The sequence below is a fragment of the Allobosea sp. GW822-FHT03F07 genome (genome assembly GCF_058801345.1).
This window is the reverse complement of the sequence record NZ_JBXAND010000006.1, coordinates 153,541-172,279: the sequence shown is the minus strand read 5'-3', so window position 1 is coordinate 172,279 and position 18,739 is coordinate 153,541. Positions and strand designations below refer to the sequence as shown.

Annotated in this window: 17 protein-coding genes; 7 read left to right on the top strand and 10 right to left on the bottom strand. The window is 67.5% G+C overall.

Features of this window, described 5'->3' with window-relative positions:
* Positions 1 to 120: 120 nt before the first annotated feature.
* The 8 genes from AC1RMY_RS18300 to AC1RMY_RS18265 all read right to left on the bottom strand — a co-directional run bounded on the left by AC1RMY_RS18300 (position 121) and on the right by AC1RMY_RS18265 (position 9,546).
* On the bottom strand, positions 121 to 1,797 hold the full coding sequence (locus AC1RMY_RS18300) for a saccharopine dehydrogenase family protein (protein WP_492866912.1): 1,677 nt from the start codon (positions 1,795 to 1,797) through the stop codon (positions 121 to 123).
* Positions 1,794 to 2,216 (bottom strand): thiol-disulfide oxidoreductase DCC family protein, encoded by a 423-nt coding sequence (locus AC1RMY_RS18295; RefSeq protein ID WP_492866910.1) that lies wholly within the window; start codon positions 2,214 to 2,216, stop codon positions 1,794 to 1,796. Before AC1RMY_RS18295 ends, AC1RMY_RS18300 begins: the two co-directional genes overlap by 4 nt.
* A 4-nt stretch (positions 2,217 to 2,220) precedes the next feature.
* Positions 2,221 to 3,492 carry an acyl-CoA dehydrogenase family protein gene (locus AC1RMY_RS18290; protein WP_492866908.1) on the bottom strand — a complete coding sequence of 424 codons (1,272 nt, stop codon included), beginning with the start codon at positions 3,490 to 3,492 and terminating at the stop codon, positions 2,221 to 2,223.
* An 11-nt stretch (positions 3,493 to 3,503) separates the two neighbouring features.
* Positions 3,504 to 4,547, bottom strand: coding sequence for a phosphotransferase family protein (locus AC1RMY_RS18285; protein ID WP_492866906.1), 1,044 nt, complete (start codon positions 4,545 to 4,547; stop codon positions 3,504 to 3,506).
* Positions 4,548 to 4,599: 52 nt separating this feature from the next.
* Entirely contained in the window at positions 4,600 to 6,000 is a 1,401-nt protein-coding gene (locus tag AC1RMY_RS18280; protein ID WP_492866904.1) for a protein kinase domain-containing protein, read from the bottom strand.
* Positions 6,001 to 6,015: 15 nt separating this feature from the next.
* Complete coding sequence (locus AC1RMY_RS18275; protein ID WP_492866902.1) at positions 6,016 to 6,756, bottom strand: metallophosphoesterase family protein; 741 nt, start codon at positions 6,754 to 6,756, stop codon at positions 6,016 to 6,018.
* Between the two features lie 83 nt (positions 6,757 to 6,839).
* Entirely contained in the window at positions 6,840 to 8,225 is a 1,386-nt protein-coding gene (locus tag AC1RMY_RS18270) for a methyl-accepting chemotaxis protein (RefSeq protein ID WP_492866900.1), read from the bottom strand.
* 82 nt (positions 8,226 to 8,307) lie between these two features.
* Complete coding sequence (locus AC1RMY_RS18265; RefSeq protein WP_492867191.1) at positions 8,308 to 9,546, bottom strand: aspartate kinase; 1,239 nt, start codon at positions 9,544 to 9,546, stop codon at positions 8,308 to 8,310.
* A gap of 152 nt (positions 9,547 to 9,698) precedes the next feature.
* Here AC1RMY_RS18265 and ubiG point away from each other — a divergent pair, with 152 nt between their 5' ends.
* Positions 9,699 to 10,454, top strand: a complete 756-nt coding sequence (ubiG, locus tag AC1RMY_RS18260) for a bifunctional 2-polyprenyl-6-hydroxyphenol methylase/3-demethylubiquinol 3-O-methyltransferase UbiG (protein ID WP_492866898.1) — start codon at positions 9,699 to 9,701, stop codon at positions 10,452 to 10,454.
* Positions 10,455 to 10,481: 27 nt separating this feature from the next.
* On the opposite strand, the gene AC1RMY_RS18255 is transcribed toward ubiG, so the two are convergent.
* The gene (locus tag AC1RMY_RS18255; protein WP_492866896.1) at positions 10,482 to 10,790 is read right to left on the bottom strand and encodes a hypothetical protein; all 309 of its coding nucleotides are present in this window, start codon (positions 10,788 to 10,790) and stop codon (positions 10,482 to 10,484) included.
* A gap of 272 nt (positions 10,791 to 11,062) precedes the next feature.
* On the opposite strand from AC1RMY_RS18255, the gene ccrA reads away from it, so the two are divergent.
* The 4 genes from ccrA to AC1RMY_RS18235 all read left to right on the top strand — a co-directional run bounded on the left by ccrA (position 11,063) and on the right by AC1RMY_RS18235 (position 16,064).
* The gene (gene ccrA / locus AC1RMY_RS18250; protein WP_492866894.1) at positions 11,063 to 12,349 is read left to right on the top strand and encodes a crotonyl-CoA carboxylase/reductase; all 1,287 of its coding nucleotides are present in this window, start codon (positions 11,063 to 11,065) and stop codon (positions 12,347 to 12,349) included.
* Positions 12,350 to 12,664: 315 nt separating this feature from the next.
* Entirely contained in the window at positions 12,665 to 13,324 is a 660-nt protein-coding gene (locus tag AC1RMY_RS18245; RefSeq protein WP_492866892.1) for a glutathione S-transferase family protein, read from the top strand.
* Between the two features lie 101 nt (positions 13,325 to 13,425).
* Positions 13,426 to 14,310 carry a DMT family transporter gene (locus AC1RMY_RS18240; protein WP_492866890.1) on the top strand — a complete coding sequence of 295 codons (885 nt, stop codon included), beginning with the start codon at positions 13,426 to 13,428 and terminating at the stop codon, positions 14,308 to 14,310.
* A gap of 77 nt (positions 14,311 to 14,387) precedes the next feature.
* Positions 14,388 to 16,064, top strand: coding sequence for an acyl-CoA dehydrogenase family protein (locus AC1RMY_RS18235; RefSeq protein ID WP_492866888.1), 1,677 nt, complete (start codon positions 14,388 to 14,390; stop codon positions 16,062 to 16,064).
* A gap of 35 nt (positions 16,065 to 16,099) precedes the next feature.
* On the opposite strand, the gene AC1RMY_RS18230 is transcribed toward AC1RMY_RS18235, so the two are convergent.
* Entirely contained in the window at positions 16,100 to 16,813 is a 714-nt protein-coding gene (locus tag AC1RMY_RS18230; protein WP_492866886.1) for a cytochrome b, read from the bottom strand.
* Positions 16,814 to 16,826: 13 nt separating this feature from the next.
* On the opposite strand from AC1RMY_RS18230, the gene AC1RMY_RS18225 reads away from it, so the two are divergent.
* Together AC1RMY_RS18225 and AC1RMY_RS18220 are read left to right on the top strand one after the other, a co-directional pair.
* Complete coding sequence (locus tag AC1RMY_RS18225; RefSeq protein WP_492866884.1) at positions 16,827 to 17,558, top strand: SIMPL domain-containing protein; 732 nt, start codon at positions 16,827 to 16,829, stop codon at positions 17,556 to 17,558.
* A 102-nt stretch (positions 17,559 to 17,660) separates the two neighbouring features.
* Positions 17,661 to 18,731 carry an HD-GYP domain-containing protein gene (locus AC1RMY_RS18220; RefSeq protein WP_492866882.1) on the top strand — a complete coding sequence of 357 codons (1,071 nt, stop codon included), beginning with the start codon at positions 17,661 to 17,663 and terminating at the stop codon, positions 18,729 to 18,731.
* Positions 18,732 to 18,739 lie beyond the last annotated feature (8 nt).

The following is an 18,739-nucleotide window of genomic DNA, read 5'->3' as shown; positions in this document are numbered from 1 at the left end:
GGTGCGATGGCCGCGAATGGCCGTGTCATGCAACGACTCTAGCGCCCGCGAGATGCGGCTGGCCATGCGCTGGAACGCGGGTTGCGTGCGCCGTGGATGCAAGGGCGCTGCTCCGCCTCGCTAGCGCAGGCGCGGTTCGAGCCAGCCGCGATAATGCGTGAGCAGGCCGATTCCGGGCAGAGACAGGCGGACATCGAAGCGAAAGCGTCCGATATCGTCGACATATTCGCGTGTTTCGGATCGCGGTAGGGCGAAGCGCGGCAGCGTGATTCCGAAACATCGCGCAGATTTGATCGGCAAGGTGAGGCCGCCATCGCGCGCCGCCAGGTCCAGTGTGAAGCGGATCGCTCCGAAACCCTCCTGAAGTTCGTTCTGCGCGGTGGTCGAGAGTCGCGACGAAAAGCGCCTGCCGGCGAAATTCCGTGTCCAGACCTCCGTTTTCCCGCCGCCATCGGCGATGCGGTCGATGCTGAATGTAATTGGCACGTCGTGGCCGGCCGGCGGCAGGCCGATGATCCGTCGCGCCAGCCGTGCGAGCAGATGCGTGCCGGTCTCGATCGAGGCCCGACCCTGCCACACCGGCGGGCCCGCTGCACCATGCAACGCGACGAGCGGCGCGGGGAGGCCCGCGAAACTCTCCGCACCGAGCGCATCGCGGAAGACGGCCGTGCCATATGCGCTTTGCTCGCATCGCGTCGTGATCGCATAGGGCATCATTTCGGCTTCGATCTCGGCCAGGGCCAGGCTGCCGGCCGCCGATCTGGCTCCACGCGCGAGCCGGCCGTCCAGCAGCGCGCGCAGGGCCGCGGCGGCGGGCAAGGTGGGAACATGAGGTCCATCGCCACGCTCCGCCAGCAGGGACCAGCGTGCACGCCGCAACGCGCCGGCCTCATCCAGCCCGGTGACGGCGACCAGCATGCCACCGCGATCGGACGTCGGCAGGCGGGTGACACGGCGCAGGGATAGAAGAGCCGGGATCAAGGCGCGGGCATCGCCGACGACACCGGCGCGGCGCAATCGTGCGAGCGCCACGACGGCATGGTGCTCGATCGACGATTCCAGCCCAGCCCGAAACGATACGCGCGAGCCGACGCGCAGCGCCGGCCCCAGGCTTTGCGCATCCACCGTCTCGACGGCGGCTGCCTGCCTCATCCCGAGCCCCGGCATCGAGATCCGCGCGCCATCGACCCAGCCATGGGTCTGCTGCAACTCGCCCTCGCGCCAGACCGGGACCGGCTGGCCTGCATAGGACAGGATCGCCGCGATCACGGCCTGCCCGACATCGCTGCGTCCGCCGGGCGTAATCGCGATGTCGATGCTGTCGATGCGCTGCCAGCCCTCGGTGAGGGCAGTGACGGCTGCGGCCGAGAGCGCTGGCGTCGAACTCGCACCGGCGAGCGCGACGAGGCCGCGTTCGCGTGCCAGCCCGTCCAGCGCCGTGCCATAGCCGAGGATGTAGTCGCGCGCATCGGCGAGGTCGACGACATGTGCGCCTGCCGTCAACGCCGCACGCGGCACCTCGTAGCCGGCACCTTGGAACGGGCCGGACGCATCGATCACCAGCCAGGGCGACAGAGCCCGTAGCTGGGCGTCGAGATCGCGGCGATGATCGAAGCCGATGCCGCGGACCGTAGTCTGAGGCGCGACGACCATCCCGGCGGCGATCTGCCTGGCTTTGCTTTCGTCGCGCGAGGTGAGCAGGAGATCGAGCCCGGTCATCCGGCTTACATGCGCGGCCAGGCGGCGCCCGAAAACGCCGGTGCCGCCAATCAGCAGGACACGGCGCCGGACCGTCACGCCGCCCCCGGCAGGCTGAAGCGGTGGCGCTGGGCGGGGTCTGGCATCTCGCAGGCGGTCTTTTTGCCGAACAGCCGGTAGCGATTGCGCGCGATGCGGTCGTAGAGCCAATCGCGGATCGTGCGCGGCAGCCAGCCGCCGACCAATAGCAGCCGTGCGGGCCCGTCGAGATGCCGCAGCAATGCCAGAACGCCGTCGGATTTGCGCATCGCCTTGCCGTTCTCGATGAACAAGAAGCTTTCGGGATCGTCCGGATCGATGCCGTGCAATGCAGCGAGCGCGCGACCCTCGGGCGACTGGATCGCCACGAAGCGGATTTCGTGATCGCGCTCGTGCCGCAGCGTGTAGTGCACGCCGCCCGAGCAGAGCACGCAGACGCCGTCATAGAGCCAGATCGGAAGAGGTGTCGTCGCCGGCATGAGCTTACGGCGCCGGTTTGAGATAGGGCATGCGCACGCCCTGTTCCGTCATCGTGCTGCGGCCGGCGCCTTGCCGCTTCTTTATCTCCGCCCGCGCCACGGTGCGCAGATGCACCTCGTCGGGCCCGTCGATGAAGCGCAGCGCCCGGCCCCAGGAGTAGATGAAGGCGAGCGGCGTATCGTTCGAGAGCCCGCCGGCGCCGAAGACTTGCATCGCCCGGTCGGCGATCTTCGTCTGGAGCCGTGTTGCCACCACCTTGATCGAGGAGACTTCGGTGCGGGCGGCCTTGTTGCCATGGGTGTCCATCATCCAGGCCGCGCGCAGGCAGAGTAGCCGCGCCTGGTCGATCTCCATGCGCCCTTCGGCGATCCAGTCCTGCACATTGGCGTAGTCCGCGAGATGGCGGCTGAACGCCTTGCGCTGGAGCGCGCGCTCGACCATCAGCTCCAGCGCCACCTCGCATTGCCCGATCGAGCGCATGCAGTGGTGGATGCGGCCCGGCCCGAGCCGCGCCTGCGCCAGCGCGAAGCCCGCCCCTTCCTCGCCGAGCATGTTCGCAGCCGGCACGCGCACCGCGGCGAAATCCGTCTCGGTATGGCCCTCCGGCGAATGGTGGTTCAGCAGCGGCAGGTTGCGCATCACGCTGACGCCCGGCGCGTCCATCGGCACGATGATCATCGAATGGCGCTTGTGCGGATCGGCATCGGGGCGCGTATCCGAAAGGCCCATCACGATGCAGAACTTCACGTTGGGATGCAGCGCCCCGGTCGTCCACCATTTCCGGCCGGTGACGACGTAGTCGTCGCCGTCGCGGATGATCGTGGTCTGGAGGTTGGTCGGGTCCGAGGAGGCGACGCCGGGCTCGGTGATGCCAACGCAGGAGCGGATCTCGCCGTTCATGAGCGGCACCAGCCAGCGTTCGCGCTGCTCAAGCGTCGAGAACATATGCAGGATTTCCATGTTCCCGGTGTCGGGGGCGTTGCAGTTGAACACCTCCGATGACCAGTAGATCCGGCCCATGATCTCGGCGAGCGGCGCATATTCGAGGTTGGAGAGCCGTGTGCCGGGCTCGTCCGACTGCAGCGCCGGCAGGAACAGGTTCCACAGCCCCTCGGCCTTCGCCTTCGCTTTGAGGCCATCGATCAGCGCCATCGGATAGCGCCCGGCCTCGACCTCCTCCCGCCAGCGCGCATCGGCCGGCTGGACATGATCGTTCATGAAGACCTGCAGCCGCGTGCGCAGTTCCTCGACCTTGGCGGAATAGGCGAAGTCCATGGTGTCGTCCTTCAGTCGCGGCCGTCGATCACGGCCTCTGCGCGCAGCGCGAAACTCTCCGCCATCTCACCGACCGCCACGGCGTCTTCGGCCGCGGCGTTGCCGGCCTTCGCCCGCGCTGCGATGCCGTCGAGGATGACGGCGAAGCGCAGCAGCGAGAAGGCGAGGTGGAAGCGGCCCGGCCCCTCGCTGCGTCCAGCCGCCTCGCAATAGCGGTCGAGATATTCGGCCTGCGTGGGAATGCCCAGCGCCTCGCGGTCGAGCCCGACGATGCCGGCATACATCTGCGGCGTCGAATGCCAGGGCAGGCAGGAGAAGGCGGCGTCGGAGAGCGGGTGGCCGAGCGTCGAGAGCTCCCAGTCGAGCACGGCGACGACGCGGGGCTCCACGGGCGCGAACATCAGATTGCCCAGGCGAAAATCGCCATGGACGATGGTGGTCTCCGCTGTCTCGTCGAGATTGGCCGTCAGCCAGTCGAAGGCGCGGTCCACCGCCGCGATCTCGCGCGTCTTCGTCTCCCGCCATTGCCGGCCCCAACGGGCGATCTGGCGGGCATAGTAGTTCCCGGGCTTGCCGAAATCGGACAGGCCGGCCGCCTGCCAATCGAAGCCGTGCAGCGCGGCCAGCGTCTCGGCCATGGCGAAATACATGGCCCGCCGCTGATCGGGCATGACGCCTGGCAGGGCGGTGTCGTGGAAGACACGGCCTTCCAGCTGCTCCATCAGGTAGAAGGGCGTGCCGACGACGTCGTCCTCGCCATGGAACAGCACGACGGGCGGCACCGGAACGGCGGAGCCGGCCAGCGCCTTCAGTATCCGGAATTCGCGATCGACCGCATGTGCCGAGGGCAGCAGCGGTCCCGGCGGCTTCTTGCGCAGCACGAGCCGCGTTTCGGCCTCCGGATAGGAGAGGAAGAAGGTCGGGTTGGACTGCCCGCCGCTGATCCGCTCCAGCGTCATCGGTCCGCTAGCGCGGCCGGGCAGGGCGGAACGCAAGAAGGCATCGAGCCGGGCGGGATCGAATTCGGGGGCGGTGGAGGCTGGGCCGGCTGACATGGGCGGCATCATCACGAGGCGGGGCAGGTGGGTCAACGCCATGATCGCCGCATCACGACGACTTGCCTCCCTTCACCCTGATCACCGAAACCGAGCAATGCGCCTCGGCGACGACCTTGCTCGAGACGCTGCCGAGATGGCGGCGTACTGCCGAGGAGGAACGCGCGCCCAGAATGATATGGTCGATGTCGTTGTGGTCGGCATAGTTCAGGATCGCGTCGGCGGCGCTGACCGCCTCGATGACGTGATAGCTGACCCGGTCCTCGCGCAGATGCAGCGGCCGCGCCCAGTCCTTCAGAGCGACCAGCCGGTTGATGTAGAGCGAGCGCCCCTGCTCGTCGACGCTCTGGGTCTCGCGGATGATCTCGGTGCGCAGGACGGTCAGGCAGGCCAGCCAGGAATCCTCCCGCGCGGCGAGCAGCCGCTTCGTCTCCGCCAGGATCGCTTCGGCGAGCTGGTCGTATTCGCCCGAAAGGTCGACCGCCGCCAGGATGATGGAGGGGCCGGCCTTGCGCCGTTCGCGCGTCGCGGGACCGAGGATTTCGGCCTCGTCGCGCTTCTGGAAGCGCGCCAGCAGGCGCTTGCCCAGACCCGGCGGCGCCGTGCTGCGGCGGTGGCGCGCGACCACGACCTGCTCGGGATGGCGCAGGTCGAAGGCGACCTTGGCCGCGTCGGCATAGCGCCGGCTGCGGTCGACCTCGAGGCAGCGCAGGATGATCTCCTCGAGCCAGGCGGGCGCGTCCGGACGGATGGCGCGGGGCGGGCGCGGCGCATGGTAGAGGCGCCGCTTCAGGCCAGGCAGGGTCGCTGGGCGGCCGAACGGCTCCTCGCCGGTCGCCATCTGGTAGAGGATGCAGCCCAGCGCGAAGATGTCGCTCGCCGGGTCGGAGCGGTCGCCGAGGACCTGCTCCGGCGCGATATAGGCAGCGGTGCCCATCGGCGCGGAACTCTCCTCGCCGAGCAGGTCGGGCAGTTCGGCGTGCCGCGACAATCCGAAATCGAGCAGCACGGCCGCACCTTTGGTCATCATGACGTTCTGCGGCTTGAGATCGAGATGCGCGACCTCCTGGCGATGCAGATCGGCCAGCGCGACGGCGATAGCGATGCCGATGCGCACGGTCTCGGCGATCGGCAGCGGCGCTGCCTGGATCGTCTCGGCAAGCCGCGTTCCCGCGACGAATTCCATCGCGATGTAAGGGATGCGTGCGAGGTCGCCGGCCGCGATGAAGCCGGGCACATGCCGGCCGGTCAGGCGCTTGTGGATCATCGCCTCCGTCTCGTAGCCCACGATCATCGAGACGTCGGCGCCGGGATCGAGGATCGGGATCTTCATCACGAGGGGCTTGTCGTGATCCGGATGGGTCGCACGCCATAGCGAGGCCATCGTCCCGGCCGTCAGCCGCTCCGTCAGCGTGAAGCCGTCTATGACCGAGCCGGTCCGTGGCTTCTCCATCGCTCCCCCTCCCGCTTATCGGCCGATCTGAAGGCGCAGGCCAAGCCAATCGGGCAGGCCGCGCTCGTGGATCTTTCGCGCTGTCTCCTGCGAGTCGTAGGGCACGCGGATCATGGTGATCTCGGCCCGCTCCGTATCGAGCAGCGCGAAGCAGGCCGCCGGATTGCCGTCGCGGGGCTGGCCCACCGCCCCGACCACGACGGCATGGCGCCGGATCGCCGAGAGCGGCGCCGCGACATGCGGCAAGGGCTGAAATCGCACTGGCATGCGCCCCGTCCGCGCGTAGTAGATCATCGGCACATGGGTGTGCCCGCACAGCACGAGGGGGGTGGCGCAGGCGGCCAGGCATTCGCCAGCGGATTTTTCGTCGACGACATAAGCCCATTTGGCCGGCGCGCGCGCACTCGCGTGGACGAGAAGCATCCCGGGCAGTTCTGCCGTGAGCGGCAGCGCTTCCAGAAACGCCAGATGCGCGGCCGAAAGCTGCCGGCGGGTCCAGAGGATCGCGTCATGCGCGTGGGGCGTCATGCCGGAGGGGCCGTTGATCGCGGCCTCGTCATGGTTCCCGAGCAGGCAGATCGCGCCATCCGAGACCAGCCTTTCGGCCGTCTCGATCGCGAAGACGGGGTCGGGGCCGTAGCCGACGATATCGCCGAGCACCGCGATGCGGTCAGGTGCGAGGCGCTCGACCGCGGCGAGGACGGCTTCGGTCGCCTCGCGATTCGCGTGAAGATCCGTCAGTACGGCGATGCGCATGGGCGGCCGGGTCGAGGGGAAGCGGGCCGCTGGTGTGCCAGCCGGCGCAGTCTTGCGCCATAGGCCTTTCGGCTCAGCGCCCTTCAGGCCGCGCTGCGCAGGCTCGACAGGAAGCGCTCGACGAGATCGCTGATCATGCCCGCCGACGCCTCGACCTGCACCGCTGCCGAGTCGAGTTCGATCGACATCTTCGTGACGTCCCCGATCGAGTGCCGGGCGGCCTGAGCCGAGGCGAGGCCCTGCTGCGTGCGCAGTGCGGCCTCCTGCGTGTCCACTGCCATGTCGCTGGTCGCTAGGGACTGCTCCTGTACCGTTTTGGCGATCGAGGCGGCGGATTGTTCGAGGCGTGCGATGGTCTGGCTGATCGAGTTCACATGCCTGACGCAGGACTCGGTCGCGGACTGCACCTGGGCGATCTGCGTCGCGATTTCGCCGGTGGCGTTGGCCGTCTGATGGGCCAGCGACTTGACCTCGCCGGCGACGACCGCAAAGCCCCGCCCCGCGGCGCCGGCGCGTGCGGCCTCGATCGTGGCGTTGAGCGCCAGAAGATTGGTCTTGGTCGCGATCTGCTGGATCAGCGTGACGATCGAGCCGATTCGCCCGGCCGCCTCGGCCAGGACCTGCATGGAATCCGTGACCTCGCGCGTGTCGGTCACGGCCTCCCCGGTGACCGAGAAGCTCTGCTGCGTTTCGCTGCTGACATGGTCGAGCGCGCTGACGAGGTCGTTGGTCGCGGCCACGGCGCGGGTGATCCTATCGTTGCAGGCGCGCGCGGCCTCTTCCGCCAGCGTCGCCTCGCGATCGGCCTGGTTGCTCCGATAGAGACTGGTCGCGGCATAGTCCCTGAGCGTGCTGGCCGCGATCCGCAGGCTTTCGGACAACTGGCCGATATTGCCCTGGAAGGACGAGGCGGCCAGATGCAGCTCGTTCTCGCGCTGCGTCAGGCCGATACGGCTCGCCCGCTGGTGGCACGAGGTCGCGGCCAGCGCATCGGTGAGGATCAAGCGGGTCAGCGCGGCGGCGTCCTCGATCGCCTTGCGGCTGCTGAAGCGGCGCCGCCGGCCGATCTCCTGGAACAGCGGCTCGATCAGACGCAGCGCCGTCCCAAGGCGGGTGCGGATGCCCATCGCGTCGCCGAACTCGGTCATCGCGGCCCGGTTCAGGTCGTCGGCATAGTCGTTGCCGTACTCAGCCTTGAACAGCAGTTCGAAATGCCGTCGCTCGGCCTCGACGATCGGCTGGCGATGCCGCTCGACATGCACCTTCATGTCGGCGACGGAACGCTCGAGGTGGTCGCAATAGGCGGTGCAGGCCTCGCCGGCATGCTTGGAGACGACCGGCAGCAACGCGCGCGCGACGTTCCGCGCCCGCTCATCGACGCCCGAGGCGAGCAGGAGCTTGTCGATGGCCGTACCCGTGATCGCGACGGGCTTGGCACCGGATGAGGGGTGGCCGGGATCCTGGGACAATGTGCGCCATAGCCGAGAAATTTGTCGGTTATGACGCTCTCACGAATTTCTTAAAGAATTTGAGGCGAAATTGAGCGGCCTTTTAAGCCGCATCGAGCCCGTAGAGCGAGTGCAGCGTCCGCACCGCCAGCTCGGTATAGGCGGCGTCGATCAGCACCGAGAACTTGATCTCGGAGGTCGTGATCGCGCGGATGTTGATGCCCTTCTCCGAAAGAGCCCGGAAGGCGCGCGCCGCGACGCCGGCGTGGCTGCGCATGCCCACGCCGATGGCCGAGATCTTGACCACGTCGGTCGCGCCCTGCAGCGACTGGTAATGGATCACGTCGTGCAGGCCCTCGAGCAGGGTCCTGGAGCGCTCGTAATCGGCGGTCGGCACGGTGAAGGTGATGTCGGTCGTCGCCTGGTCGTCGGAGACGACCTGGATGATCATGTCGACATTGATGTTGGCGTCGGCGAGCGGTCCGAAGATCGCTGCCGCCACGCCCGGCTTGTCGGCGACGCGCCGGAGCGTGATCTGGGCTTCGTCGCGCGAAAACGCGATGCCGGTGACGATCTGCTGTTCCACGATGTCGTCCTCGTCGCAGATGAGGGTGCCTGGATTGGGATTGTTGGGGTCGTCGAAGGAGGAGCGCACATAGGTCGGCACGCGATGGACCATGGCGATCTCGACCGAGCGCACCTGGAGAACCTTGGAGCCGAGCGAGGCCATCTCCAGCATCTCCTCGAAGGAGACCTTGTCCATGCGCTTCGCCTTGGGCACCACGCGCGGATCGGTGGTGTAGACGCCGTCGACATCGGTATAGATGTCGCAGCGGTCGGCCTTGAGCCCGGCGGCGATCGCCACCGCCGAGGTGTCGGAGCCGCCGCGCCCGAGCGTCACGATTCGGTGCGACTGCGCGTGCAGGCCCTGGAAGCCGGAGCAGACCGCGATCTCGCGGTTGCGGTCGAAGCCGGCGAGGATGCCGGCGCCGTCGACGCTCTCGATCCGCGAGGAGGCATGCGCGTCCGAGCCGTAGATCGGGATCTGCCAGCCCTGCCAGGAGCGCGCCGGCAGGCCCATCTCCTGCAGCACGATCGCCATCAGACCCGAGGTCACCTGCTCGCCCGACGCCACGACGACGTCGTATTCGGCGCGGTCGTAGAGCGGCGCGGCCTCCTTGCACCAGGCGACCAGCTCGTTGGTCTTGCCCGACATTGCCGAGACCACGACCGCGACCTCGTGGCCGGCGTCGAATTCGCGTTTGACGTGCCGGGCCGCGTTCTTGATGCGCTCGACGGTCGCGACGGACGTGCCGCCGAATTTCATCACCAGACGGGCCATGGCGGTCCAGAGGCTCTCGAGTATCACGAATCCCGGTTCGGGCCGGGACGAAAGGTCACCCTCGCGCCTTGCGCGGGGCGGGTGTAGATGACGGGCAGCGGCCGGCCTGTCAATGCGACGAGGGTCGGCGGCATGCAAACGGAGACATGACCATGGCGGCGAGCGCCCAGCGCGATGGCTCGACCATCGATTCCGCCGAGGTGGCGCGGTTCGATGCGATCGCGAAAACCTGGTGGGACCCCAAGGGGCCGATGGCCGTCCTGCACAAGTTCAATCCGGTGCGGCTCGCCTTCATCCGCGACCTCGCCTGCGAACGCTTCGGCCGTGATCCGAAGACGATGCGCGCGCTGGAGGGGCTGACGCTGGTCGACATCGGCTGCGGCGGCGGCGTGCTCTGCGAGCCGCTGGCGCGCCTGGGCGCGAAGGTGACGGGGCTCGACCCCGCGCCGACCAACATTTCCGTCGCGAGCGCCCATGCCGAAGCTGGCGGGCTTTCGATCGACTATCGCCAGCAGACGATCGAGGCGCTGGTGGCGCAGGGCGCCCGCTACGACATCGTCCTGGCGATGGAGGTCGTCGAGCATGTCGCCGATGTCGAGGCCTTCGTCGGCGCTTGCTGCGCGGCGGCGAAGCCCGGCGGATTGCTCGTGATGGCGACGCTGAACCGCACGCTGAAATCCTATGCGCTCGCCATCGTCGGTGCCGAATACATCCTGCGCTGGCTGCCGCGCGGGACGCATGATTGGGAGAAGTTCGTGACGCCCGGCGAGCTCGGCGGCGCGATCGAGCGCGGCGGCCTCGAACTCGGCGACAGCACGGGCGTGGTCTACAACCCGTTCACGGATCGCTGGTCGGCGGCCCGGGACATGGACGTCAATTACATGCTGGCGGCGCATCGCCCGGGCTGAGCAGCGGCCGGGCGCCGGGCGGGCCGTTCAGAGCCAGCGCCGGATCGTCGTGATGGCGATCAGCATCGCCAACCCCGAGCCAAGGGCGACGAAGGAGGCGGTCAGCGCCGGATTATGGCCGATCGTGTAGCCGAGCTTGCGCCAGAGCAGCGTTCCGAGGATCGCGCCCGCGAGCACGATGAGCCCGTTGACGATGATGCCGAAGGCGCCGTCGCGCAGCAGCAGGTCGGAGATCCAGCCGAACAACAGCACCCCGACCGCGACGATCGCCAGGAAAACCACGAGCTGTGGCGTCGACATGTCCGGCAGTCCGAGCATCAGGATCAGGGCACGCATGGAAAATCCTCGGCAGGCTCGATGCTTGCTATAGCATGGCTGCGTTAAGGGGTTGCTTTGGCACCCGGCGGACGCAGCGCACGGCCTGATGGACCGCCACCGCCTTTCTGTTTCGCGCTGCGACATAGACCAATGGAACGATGGCGCGCCGCAGCATAAGATGCATGATCGTGGGCAAGTCTCTGATCAGGGACACGTCCGACGGGACCGCTTTGGGTGATCGCACGCCTTGGCGGTCGCAAGCCGCCGGACAAAGCAGGGGAGAGACGACGATGTCCAAGCCGCAGATGTCTAAGCCGCAGCCCGCCGCGACCACATACAAGGATCTCTACGAACTCGGCGAATTGCCGCCTCTCGGCCATGTCCCGGCCAACATGTATGCCTGGACGATCCGCCGCGAGCGCCATGGCCCGCCGCAGGAGAGCTTCCAGATCGAGGTCGTTCCGACCTGGGCGATCGGCGAAGAGGAGGTGCTGCTCCTCGTGATGGCGGGCGGCGTCAACTACAACGGCATCTGGGCGGGGCTCGGCCAGCCGATCTCGCCCTTCGACGTCCACAAGGGTTCGCTCCATATCGCCGGCTCCGACGCCTCCGGCATCGTCTGGGCCGTCGGCTCCAAGGTGAAGCGCTGGAAGGTCGGCGACGAGGTCATCGTCCATTGCAACCAGGACGACGGCGACGACGAGGAGTGCAATGGCGGCGACCCAATGTTCTCCTCGTCCCAGCGCATCTGGGGCTATGAGACGCCCGATGGCTCCTTCGCCCAGTTCTGCCGGGTGCAGTCGCGCCAATTGATGCTGAAGCCGAAGCACCTGCCCTGGGAGGAGGCGGCCTGTTACACGCTGACGCTCGCCACCGCCTATCGCATGCTCTTCGGCCACGCGCCGCACACCATCAAGCCCGGCGACAATGTCTTGGTCTGGGGCGCTTCGGGTGGCCTCGGCGTCTTCGGCGTGCAGCTCTGCGCCGCCTCCGGCGCCAACGCCATCGGCGTGATCTCGGACGAGACCAAGCGCGACTATGTGCTGGGGCTCGGCGCCAAGGGTGTGATCAACCGCAAGGATTTCAACTGCTGGGGCCAGATGCCCAAGGTCAATTCGCCCGAATATGTCGAATGGACCAAGGAAGCGCGGAAATTCGGCAAGGCGATCTGGGACATCACCGGCAAGAAGGATGTCGATATCGTCTTCGAGCATCCGGGCGAGGCGACCTTTCCGGTTTCATGCCTCGTCGCCAAGCGCGGCGGCATGGTCGTGTTCTGCGCCGGCACCTCCGGTTTCAACATCACCTTCGACGCCCGCTATGTCTGGATGCGGCAGAAGCGCGTGCAGGGCTCGCATTTCGCCCATCTCAAGCAAGCGAGCGCCGCCAACCAGTTCGTCATCGACCGGCGCATCGACCCTTGCATGTCCGAGGTCTTCCCCTGGGACAAGATCCCGCTCGCCCACCACAAGATGTGGAAGAACGAGCACGCGCCCGGCAACATGGCGGTGCTGGTCTATGCTCCACGCACGGGCCTGCGGACCTATGAGGACGTGGCGGAGGCGCTGGCGGGGTAGCGATTGGTCTGAAGACCGGGCCTCATCGACCGAAAACGCGGGTCATCCCGGGCGACCGCAGGGAGACCCGGGATCCATGCCTGAACCTCTCCGACAAGCGCTCCGGAATGGATCCCGGATCTCCGCTTCGCTGCGTCCCGGATGACGGCGCGCCTCTTGCTGACGTTCAAGTCTTTGAAGATGCTGGGATCATTGTTCCTCGGCGCTTCAGGACGAGAGCAGGAGGGGATACCGTTATCCTGCGCTCGGCCGGCTTGCGCCCGACCGCGATAACACTTAATCGTTCGGTAAAGTAATTTGCCGAACGAGGTGCCGATGTCCCTTCAGCTCTACGCGCATCCCTTCTCGTCCTACTGCCAGAAGGTGCTGGTCGCGCTCTACGAGAACGGCACGCCCTTCGCCTATCGGGTGCTCGGGCTCGATGACCCCCAGGCCGGAGAGGAACTCGCCGCGCTCTGGCCGCTGAAGCGCTTCCCCGTGCTCGTCGACGGCGGCGAAACCGTCCTGGAGTCCAGCGTCATCATCGAGCATCTGTCGCTCACCCATCCGGGCCCGGTGCCGCTGCTGCCAGCGGATGCGAAGGCGGCGCTCGCCACGCGGATGATGGACCGCTTCTTCGATAATTACGTGATGACGCCGATGCAGAAGATCGTCTTCGATCACATGCGCGAGCCGAACGACCGGGACCCCCATAGCGTAGCCGATGCGCGCGCGCTGCTGGACTCGGCCTATCAATGGCTCGACGCCCGGCTGGCCGGGCGCGAATGGGCCTGCGGCGGCGAGTTCGGCATGGCGGACTGCGCCGCCGCGCCGTCGCTGTTCTATGCCGACTGGGTCCACGAGATCGATGTCGCGTTTCCAAACGCCCGCGCTTACCGGGCGCGGCTCCTGGCGCGCCCCTCCTTCGCGCGGGTCATCGAGGAGGCGCGGCCCTATCGCCATTTCTTCCCGCCGGGCGCGCCCGATCGCGACTGAGGCCGGCGGCACGCCCGGTGTGAGCATGCCGGTGCGGCGTCCGCATGGGGCGACATCGTCCTGCCGCGCGATTAAGCAATCGGGCCTCGAAGGCCGGTCCCATGCTGACATCGCCCCTGTTCCTGCGCGCCATCCCGCTGATCTTCACCTTCCTCTGGTCGTCGGGCTGGATCGTCGCCGGCTATTCGGCGCAATACGCCGATCCGCTGACCTTCCTGTCGGTCCGCTTCGCCGGCGCCGGAATCCTGCTCGCCGTGCTGTCACTGGCCGTCGGTGCGCCCTGGCCGGCGACGCCGCGCGCCTGGCTCGACTGCATCGTCGCCGGCGTCCTGCTTCACGGCATTTATCTCTGTGGTCTCTGGTGGGCGATACGCCACGGCCTGCCGGCGGGCATTTCCGGCCTGATCGCCGGGCTCCAGCCGATCCTGACCGCGATGCTGGCGCCCGCCCTCGTCGGAGAACGCATCTCGCCGCCCCGCTGGGCCGGCATTCTCTGCGGCTTCCTCGGCATCGCGCTGGTGCTCGAACCCAAGCTCGTCGGCGTCGATCCGGCGGCGCTGGAGGGCATCCTGATTCCGGTCGCCGTCAATATCGTAGGCACGTTGGCCGTGACCTTCGGCTCCTTCTTCCAGAAGGTGCGCATCGTCTCCGGCGACCTGCGCACGGTGACGACGATCCAATACGGCGCCGCCTTCCTTTTCACGCTGCCGCTGGCCTTCGCGCTCGAACCGATGCGGATCGAGTGGAACCTGACCATGGCGCTCGTCCTGGCCTGGTCGGTGCTGGCGCTCTCCCTCGGGGGGATCGGGCTCTATCTCCTGATCCTGCGCCGCGGCGAAGTCTCGCGCATCGCCACGTTCCTCTACCTCGTCCCGGCACTGGTCGCCCTTGAGGCCTGGCTCCTGTTCGGCGAGACGATGTCGCCGGTCCAGATCGCGGGCATGGCTCTGACGATCGTCGGAGTCGTGCTGGCCAGTCGGAAATAGCGCCGGCTCAACCGAAAGACGGCTTTTCGCTCCTTCGCGGTTCGGCATATGCTGCGTCGCAACAAGGGAGAGAAAACATGAGCGCAACCGCGGCCGCCCCGTCGCAGATACCTGCCAGCGCCGTCGATCTGATCGCCGCTGCGCTGCCCGGCTTCGAGACCCTGCTGCAGGAGGCGGTCGCCGCCGTTCGCGGCAAAGTCCTGGCCGACGGCAGGATTTCCTCCGCCCTGCTGGAGGCCGAGCAGCACGCCGCCCATGGCCTCTCCTGGCTCGCCACCTACGTCATGGCGCTGCGCGAGCTGAAGGCCTATGGCGAGCGCCTCACGGCCGAGAACCGCTACGGCGCGGTCGAGGATTACGCGATCAGGATCGGCGCCGGCGAATATGCCGCGCAGATCCTCGGGGGCATCCCGATGAGCCAGGGCGAGATCGTCCGGCTGCCCGCGCTCGGCCTCTCGGCGAAAGCGATCACCGCCGCGCGCTCCGAAGCCGCCGAGGCGTTGATCGCCGAGGGTAACACGCCGGAGAACCGCGCCCGCCTCGTCTCCCTGTTCAGCCAGGATGACGGCGCCGTCAGCGTCGGCGACCCAGGCCTCGACGAGACGTTGGAAGCGATCCGCTCGGAGATGCGCCGCTTCTGCGCGGCGGAAGTCGCGCCCCATGCCCATGAGTGGCATCTGAAGAACGAGTACATCCCGATCGAGGTGGTCGAGAAGATGGCCGAGCTCGGCGTCTTCGGCCTGACCATTCCCGAGGAATTCGGCGGCATGGGCCTCTCCAAGGTCTCGATGTGCGTCGTCTCGGAGGAGCTTTCGCGCGGCTATATCGGCGTCGGCTCGCTCGGCACCCGCTCCGAGATCGCCGCCGAGCTGATCCTCTGCGGCGGCACGCCGGAGCAGAAGGAGAAATGGCTGCCGAAGCTCGCCTCCGGCGAAGTGCTGCCGACCGCGGTCTTCACCGAGCCCAACACCGGCTCTGACCTCGCCAGCCTGCGTACCCGCGCGGTCCGCGATGGTGAGGTCTGGAAGGTCTCCGGCAACAAGACCTGGATCACCCACCCCGTCCGCGCCGACATCATGACGCTGCTGGTCCGCACCGATCCCGATGCCGCCGGCTATCGCGGCCTTTCCATGCTGATCGCCGAGAAGCCGCGCGGAACAGATGCCGATCCGTTCCCGGTCGCAGGCCTCACCGGCGGCGAGATCGAGGTGCTCGGCTATCGCGGCATGAAGGAGTACGAGCTCGCCTTCGACGGTTTCGAGGTCAAGGCCGAGAACCTGCTCGGCGGCGTCGAGGGGCAGGGCTTCAAGCAGCTCATGCAGACCTTCGAGGCGGCCCGCATCCAGACGGCGGCTCGCGCCGTCGGCGTCGCCCAATCGGCCTTCGATCTCGGCCTGCGCTACGCCAAGGAGCGCATCCAGTTCGGCAAGAAGCTGATCGCCTTCCCGCGCGTCGCCGACAAGCTCGCGATGATGGCGGTCGAGATCCTGATCGCTCGCCAGCTCACCTATTTCGCCGCCCGCGAGAAGGATGCCGAGCGTCGCTGCGATCTCGAGGCTGGCATGGCCAAGCTGCTGGGCGCCCGCGTCGCCTGGGCCGCCGCCGACAACGCCCTCCAGATCCATGGCGGCAATGGCTTCGCGCTGGAATACGCCATCAGCCGCGTACTCTGCGACGCCCGCATCCTCAACATCTTCGAGGGCGCGGCCGAGATCCAGGCGCAGGTCATCGCAAGGCGGTTGGTGGAGGGGTAGGGCGGCGGCCGTGGCCGGGCCTTACTGGCCCTGCCTCACTTGCCCGGCAGCATCTGCCGCAGCGTATCGTCCTTGCGGATGAGATGGTGCCACAGCGCGGCCAGCATATGCAGCGCCGCGAGCCCGATCAGGCCATAGGCGAACCATTCATGCAGTTCGCGGACCGGCCGCGTCACCTCGCGGGGCGATGCGGCGGTGAACGGCGCGATCTTGAGCAGGCCGAGATCGAGCCCCTGACCGCGCATCGCCACATAGGCGATTCCGGCCGCCGGAGCGGCGAACATCAGCAGGTAAAGTCCCGCATGGCCGAGGCGCCCGGCCCGCTCAAGCCACCTGGGGCCTTTTGCCGGCGCGTGCCGGGGATGCGTTGCGCGCCAGACGAGGCGCTGCGCGAGCAGAAGGAGGATCGCGATGCCGATCGCCTTATGCGTTTCCACCGCCGCATATTTCCAGGAGCGCGGCAACCCATCGATAAGGAGCGCAAGCACGAAGGCCAGCAGGATCAGCCCGGCCATGCCCCAATGAAGAGCTCTAGCGACGCCGTCGTAACTGCCGCGGGAAGGAGAGAGTTTCGGATCGTCGGTCATGGCGGGTTCCAGGTTAAAACGATTCCAATCTAGGGCGGCGAGCCTGCGTTCCCGAGTTAAATTTCGTCCATGTTGGCACCGTCTGCCGTCTCCGGCCGCCATCGCGATAATTTCGACATGATGGCCCTGTTCTGCTCCCTTCTGCCGCAAGGCCGCGAGCAAACAGGATCAGTCGATGTCAAAAAGCCTAGCCACCATGTTCCTTGGATCGACGCTGATCTGCGCCGCCGTGGCGCTGTCGGCTCCCGCTATGGGACAGCAGGCGCAGCCTTCGCCCCGGATCAGCGTGGTCGGGGAGGGCGAGGTTAGCGTCGCTCCCGACATGGCGATCCTCAACCTGTCGGTGCTGCGCGAGGCCGAGACGGCGCGCGAGGCGGTCGCGGCGAGCAGCGAGGCGATGAAGCAGGTGCTCGCCGCGCTGAAGGCGGCCGGCATCGCCGAGCGCGACCTCCAAACCGCAGGCCTGAACATCCAGCCGCGCTATGCCCAGCCCGGCCCGCAGGCGAAGCCCCAGGCGCCGAAGATCAGCGGCTACGCGGCCAGCAACGCCCTGACCATCCGCATCCGTGATTTGTCGGCGCTCGGCGCGGTCCTCGACAAGGTCGTCGGCCTCGGCGTCAATCAGGGCGGGGATATCAGCTTCGTCAATGACGACCCGAAGCCGAGCCTGGCCGAGGCGCGCAAGCGTGCCGTCGCCGACGCCATGGAGCGGGCGCGCACGCTGGCCGAGGCGGCGAACGTCAAGCTCGGGCGCATCCTCTCGATCGAGGAGAGCCCCGCGCGGCCCGGCCCCGTGCCGATGGGCAAGGTCATGCGGGCTGCGGCGGCCGACAGCTTCGTGCCGGTCGAGCGCGGCGAGAACAGCTACGGTACGAGCGTCAACGTGGTGTTCGAAATCGCGCCCTGAACACAGGGGCGAGTTTACCGTATGGAATATGCAGTAAATTCATAATTGCGGGTTCCAATGGCGCGAACATGTCATGATGTCGCGCCGCGGATACCTGCCGGAATGCTTCTGATTACCGATCGCTCGGACGAAAGTCGGGACATTGCGCGAGGCCTCACTCTGTGGGGGCCCTGCGTCGTCGTCGGGCTCGACGGCCGGGCGGGCGGTGCGGACGCGCAGCCCAGGATCGTCGTCAGCGACGTCGATCTCGGCGAGCGGCGCTCGGTCGACGCCATTCGCGAGGCGCTGGCCCGCTACCGGCGCAAGGATACGCCTTATCTTTGCCTGTTGCGGGATATGACCGCGCGCTCCACCATCCAGGCGCGCGCCATCGGTGCGACCGAAATCCTGCCGGCTGGGTCGGCGCCGTCCCTGCTCGTCCAGACGATTAGCCAGCTGCTGCAGGGGGGCGAGGATGCAGACCCCGCCGGCGGCACGCAGGCCTTCACCCGCGCCCATCTCGCGACGGCGGCGGTATCGCTGGCTGACATGCTGGAATCGGCCTCGACCGGGAAATCGATTCCTCTCGGCGCGGTCGAGGCCTCTGTCGAGGCGATCGGCCAGGCCGCCGGCGCCGCGGATATCGGCGACTGGCTTCAGGTCGTCTGGAGCTATGACGACCTGACCTATCAGCACTGCATGCTCGTCGCCGGCCTTGCCGCCAGCTTCGCTCATCGGCTCGGATTCTGCGACGATGACCGGCGGCTCGTGACCCGCGCAGCCGTCCTCCACGACATCGGCAAGGCGCGGATTCCGCTCGATATCCTGCACAAGCCCGGCGCGCTCGACGAGGCCGAGCAGGCAGTCATGCGTAGCCACCCGGCGATCGGCCACAAGATGCTTCTGGAGCAGGGCGGCTTCCGGCCGGAAGTGCTCGCAGCCGTGCGCTCGCACCACGAATATCTCGATGGCTCCGGCTATCCGGACGGGCAGCGCGGCAGCCAGATTTCCGACATCGTGCGGATGATCACGATTTGCGACATCTACGCCGCGCTGATCGAGCGGCGCAGCTACAAGCCGCCGATGCTGCCCGATCAGGCTTACGACCTGCTGGTGCTGATGGGCGCCAAGCTCGACGCGGATCTGGTCCGCGCCTTCCGGCAGGTCGTGCTGACGACGGCGCAGGCAGCCTGACGGCAGGG

What these genes read in the sequence shown, in the direction of transcription:
- AC1RMY_RS18290 (WP_492866908.1), bottom strand. Translation starts at nt 3,492, where the DNA reads ATGGACTTCGCCTATTCCGCCAAGGTCGAGGAACTGCGCACGCGGCTG.
- AC1RMY_RS18265 (WP_492867191.1), bottom strand. Translation starts at nt 9,546, where the DNA reads ATGGCCCGTCTGGTGATGAAATTCGGCGGCACGTCCGTCGCGACCGTC.
- AC1RMY_RS18220 (WP_492866882.1), top strand. Translation starts at nt 17,661, where the DNA reads ATGCTTCTGATTACCGATCGCTCGGACGAAAGTCGGGACATTGCGCGA.
- AC1RMY_RS18255 (WP_492866896.1), bottom strand. Translation starts at nt 10,790, where the DNA reads ATGCGTGCCCTGATCCTGATGCTCGGACTGCCGGACATGTCGACGCCA.
- AC1RMY_RS18280 (WP_492866904.1), bottom strand. Translation starts at nt 6,000, where the DNA reads ATGGAGAAGCCACGGACCGGCTCGGTCATAGACGGCTTCACGCTGACG.
- ubiG (WP_492866898.1), top strand. Translation starts at nt 9,699, where the DNA reads ATGGCGGCGAGCGCCCAGCGCGATGGCTCGACCATCGATTCCGCCGAG.
- AC1RMY_RS18285 (WP_492866906.1), bottom strand. Translation starts at nt 4,547, where the DNA reads ATGTCAGCCGGCCCAGCCTCCACCGCCCCCGAATTCGATCCCGCCCGG.
- AC1RMY_RS18245 (WP_492866892.1), top strand. Translation starts at nt 12,665, where the DNA reads ATGTCCCTTCAGCTCTACGCGCATCCCTTCTCGTCCTACTGCCAGAAG.
- AC1RMY_RS18240 (WP_492866890.1), top strand. Translation starts at nt 13,426, where the DNA reads ATGCTGACATCGCCCCTGTTCCTGCGCGCCATCCCGCTGATCTTCACC.
- AC1RMY_RS18225 (WP_492866884.1), top strand. Translation starts at nt 16,827, where the DNA reads ATGTCAAAAAGCCTAGCCACCATGTTCCTTGGATCGACGCTGATCTGC.
- AC1RMY_RS18275 (WP_492866902.1), bottom strand. Translation starts at nt 6,756, where the DNA reads ATGCGCATCGCCGTACTGACGGATCTTCACGCGAATCGCGAGGCGACC.
- AC1RMY_RS18235 (WP_492866888.1), top strand. Translation starts at nt 14,388, where the DNA reads ATGAGCGCAACCGCGGCCGCCCCGTCGCAGATACCTGCCAGCGCCGTC.
- ccrA (WP_492866894.1), top strand. Translation starts at nt 11,063, where the DNA reads ATGTCCAAGCCGCAGATGTCTAAGCCGCAGCCCGCCGCGACCACATAC.
- AC1RMY_RS18295 (WP_492866910.1), bottom strand. Translation starts at nt 2,216, where the DNA reads ATGCCGGCGACGACACCTCTTCCGATCTGGCTCTATGACGGCGTCTGC.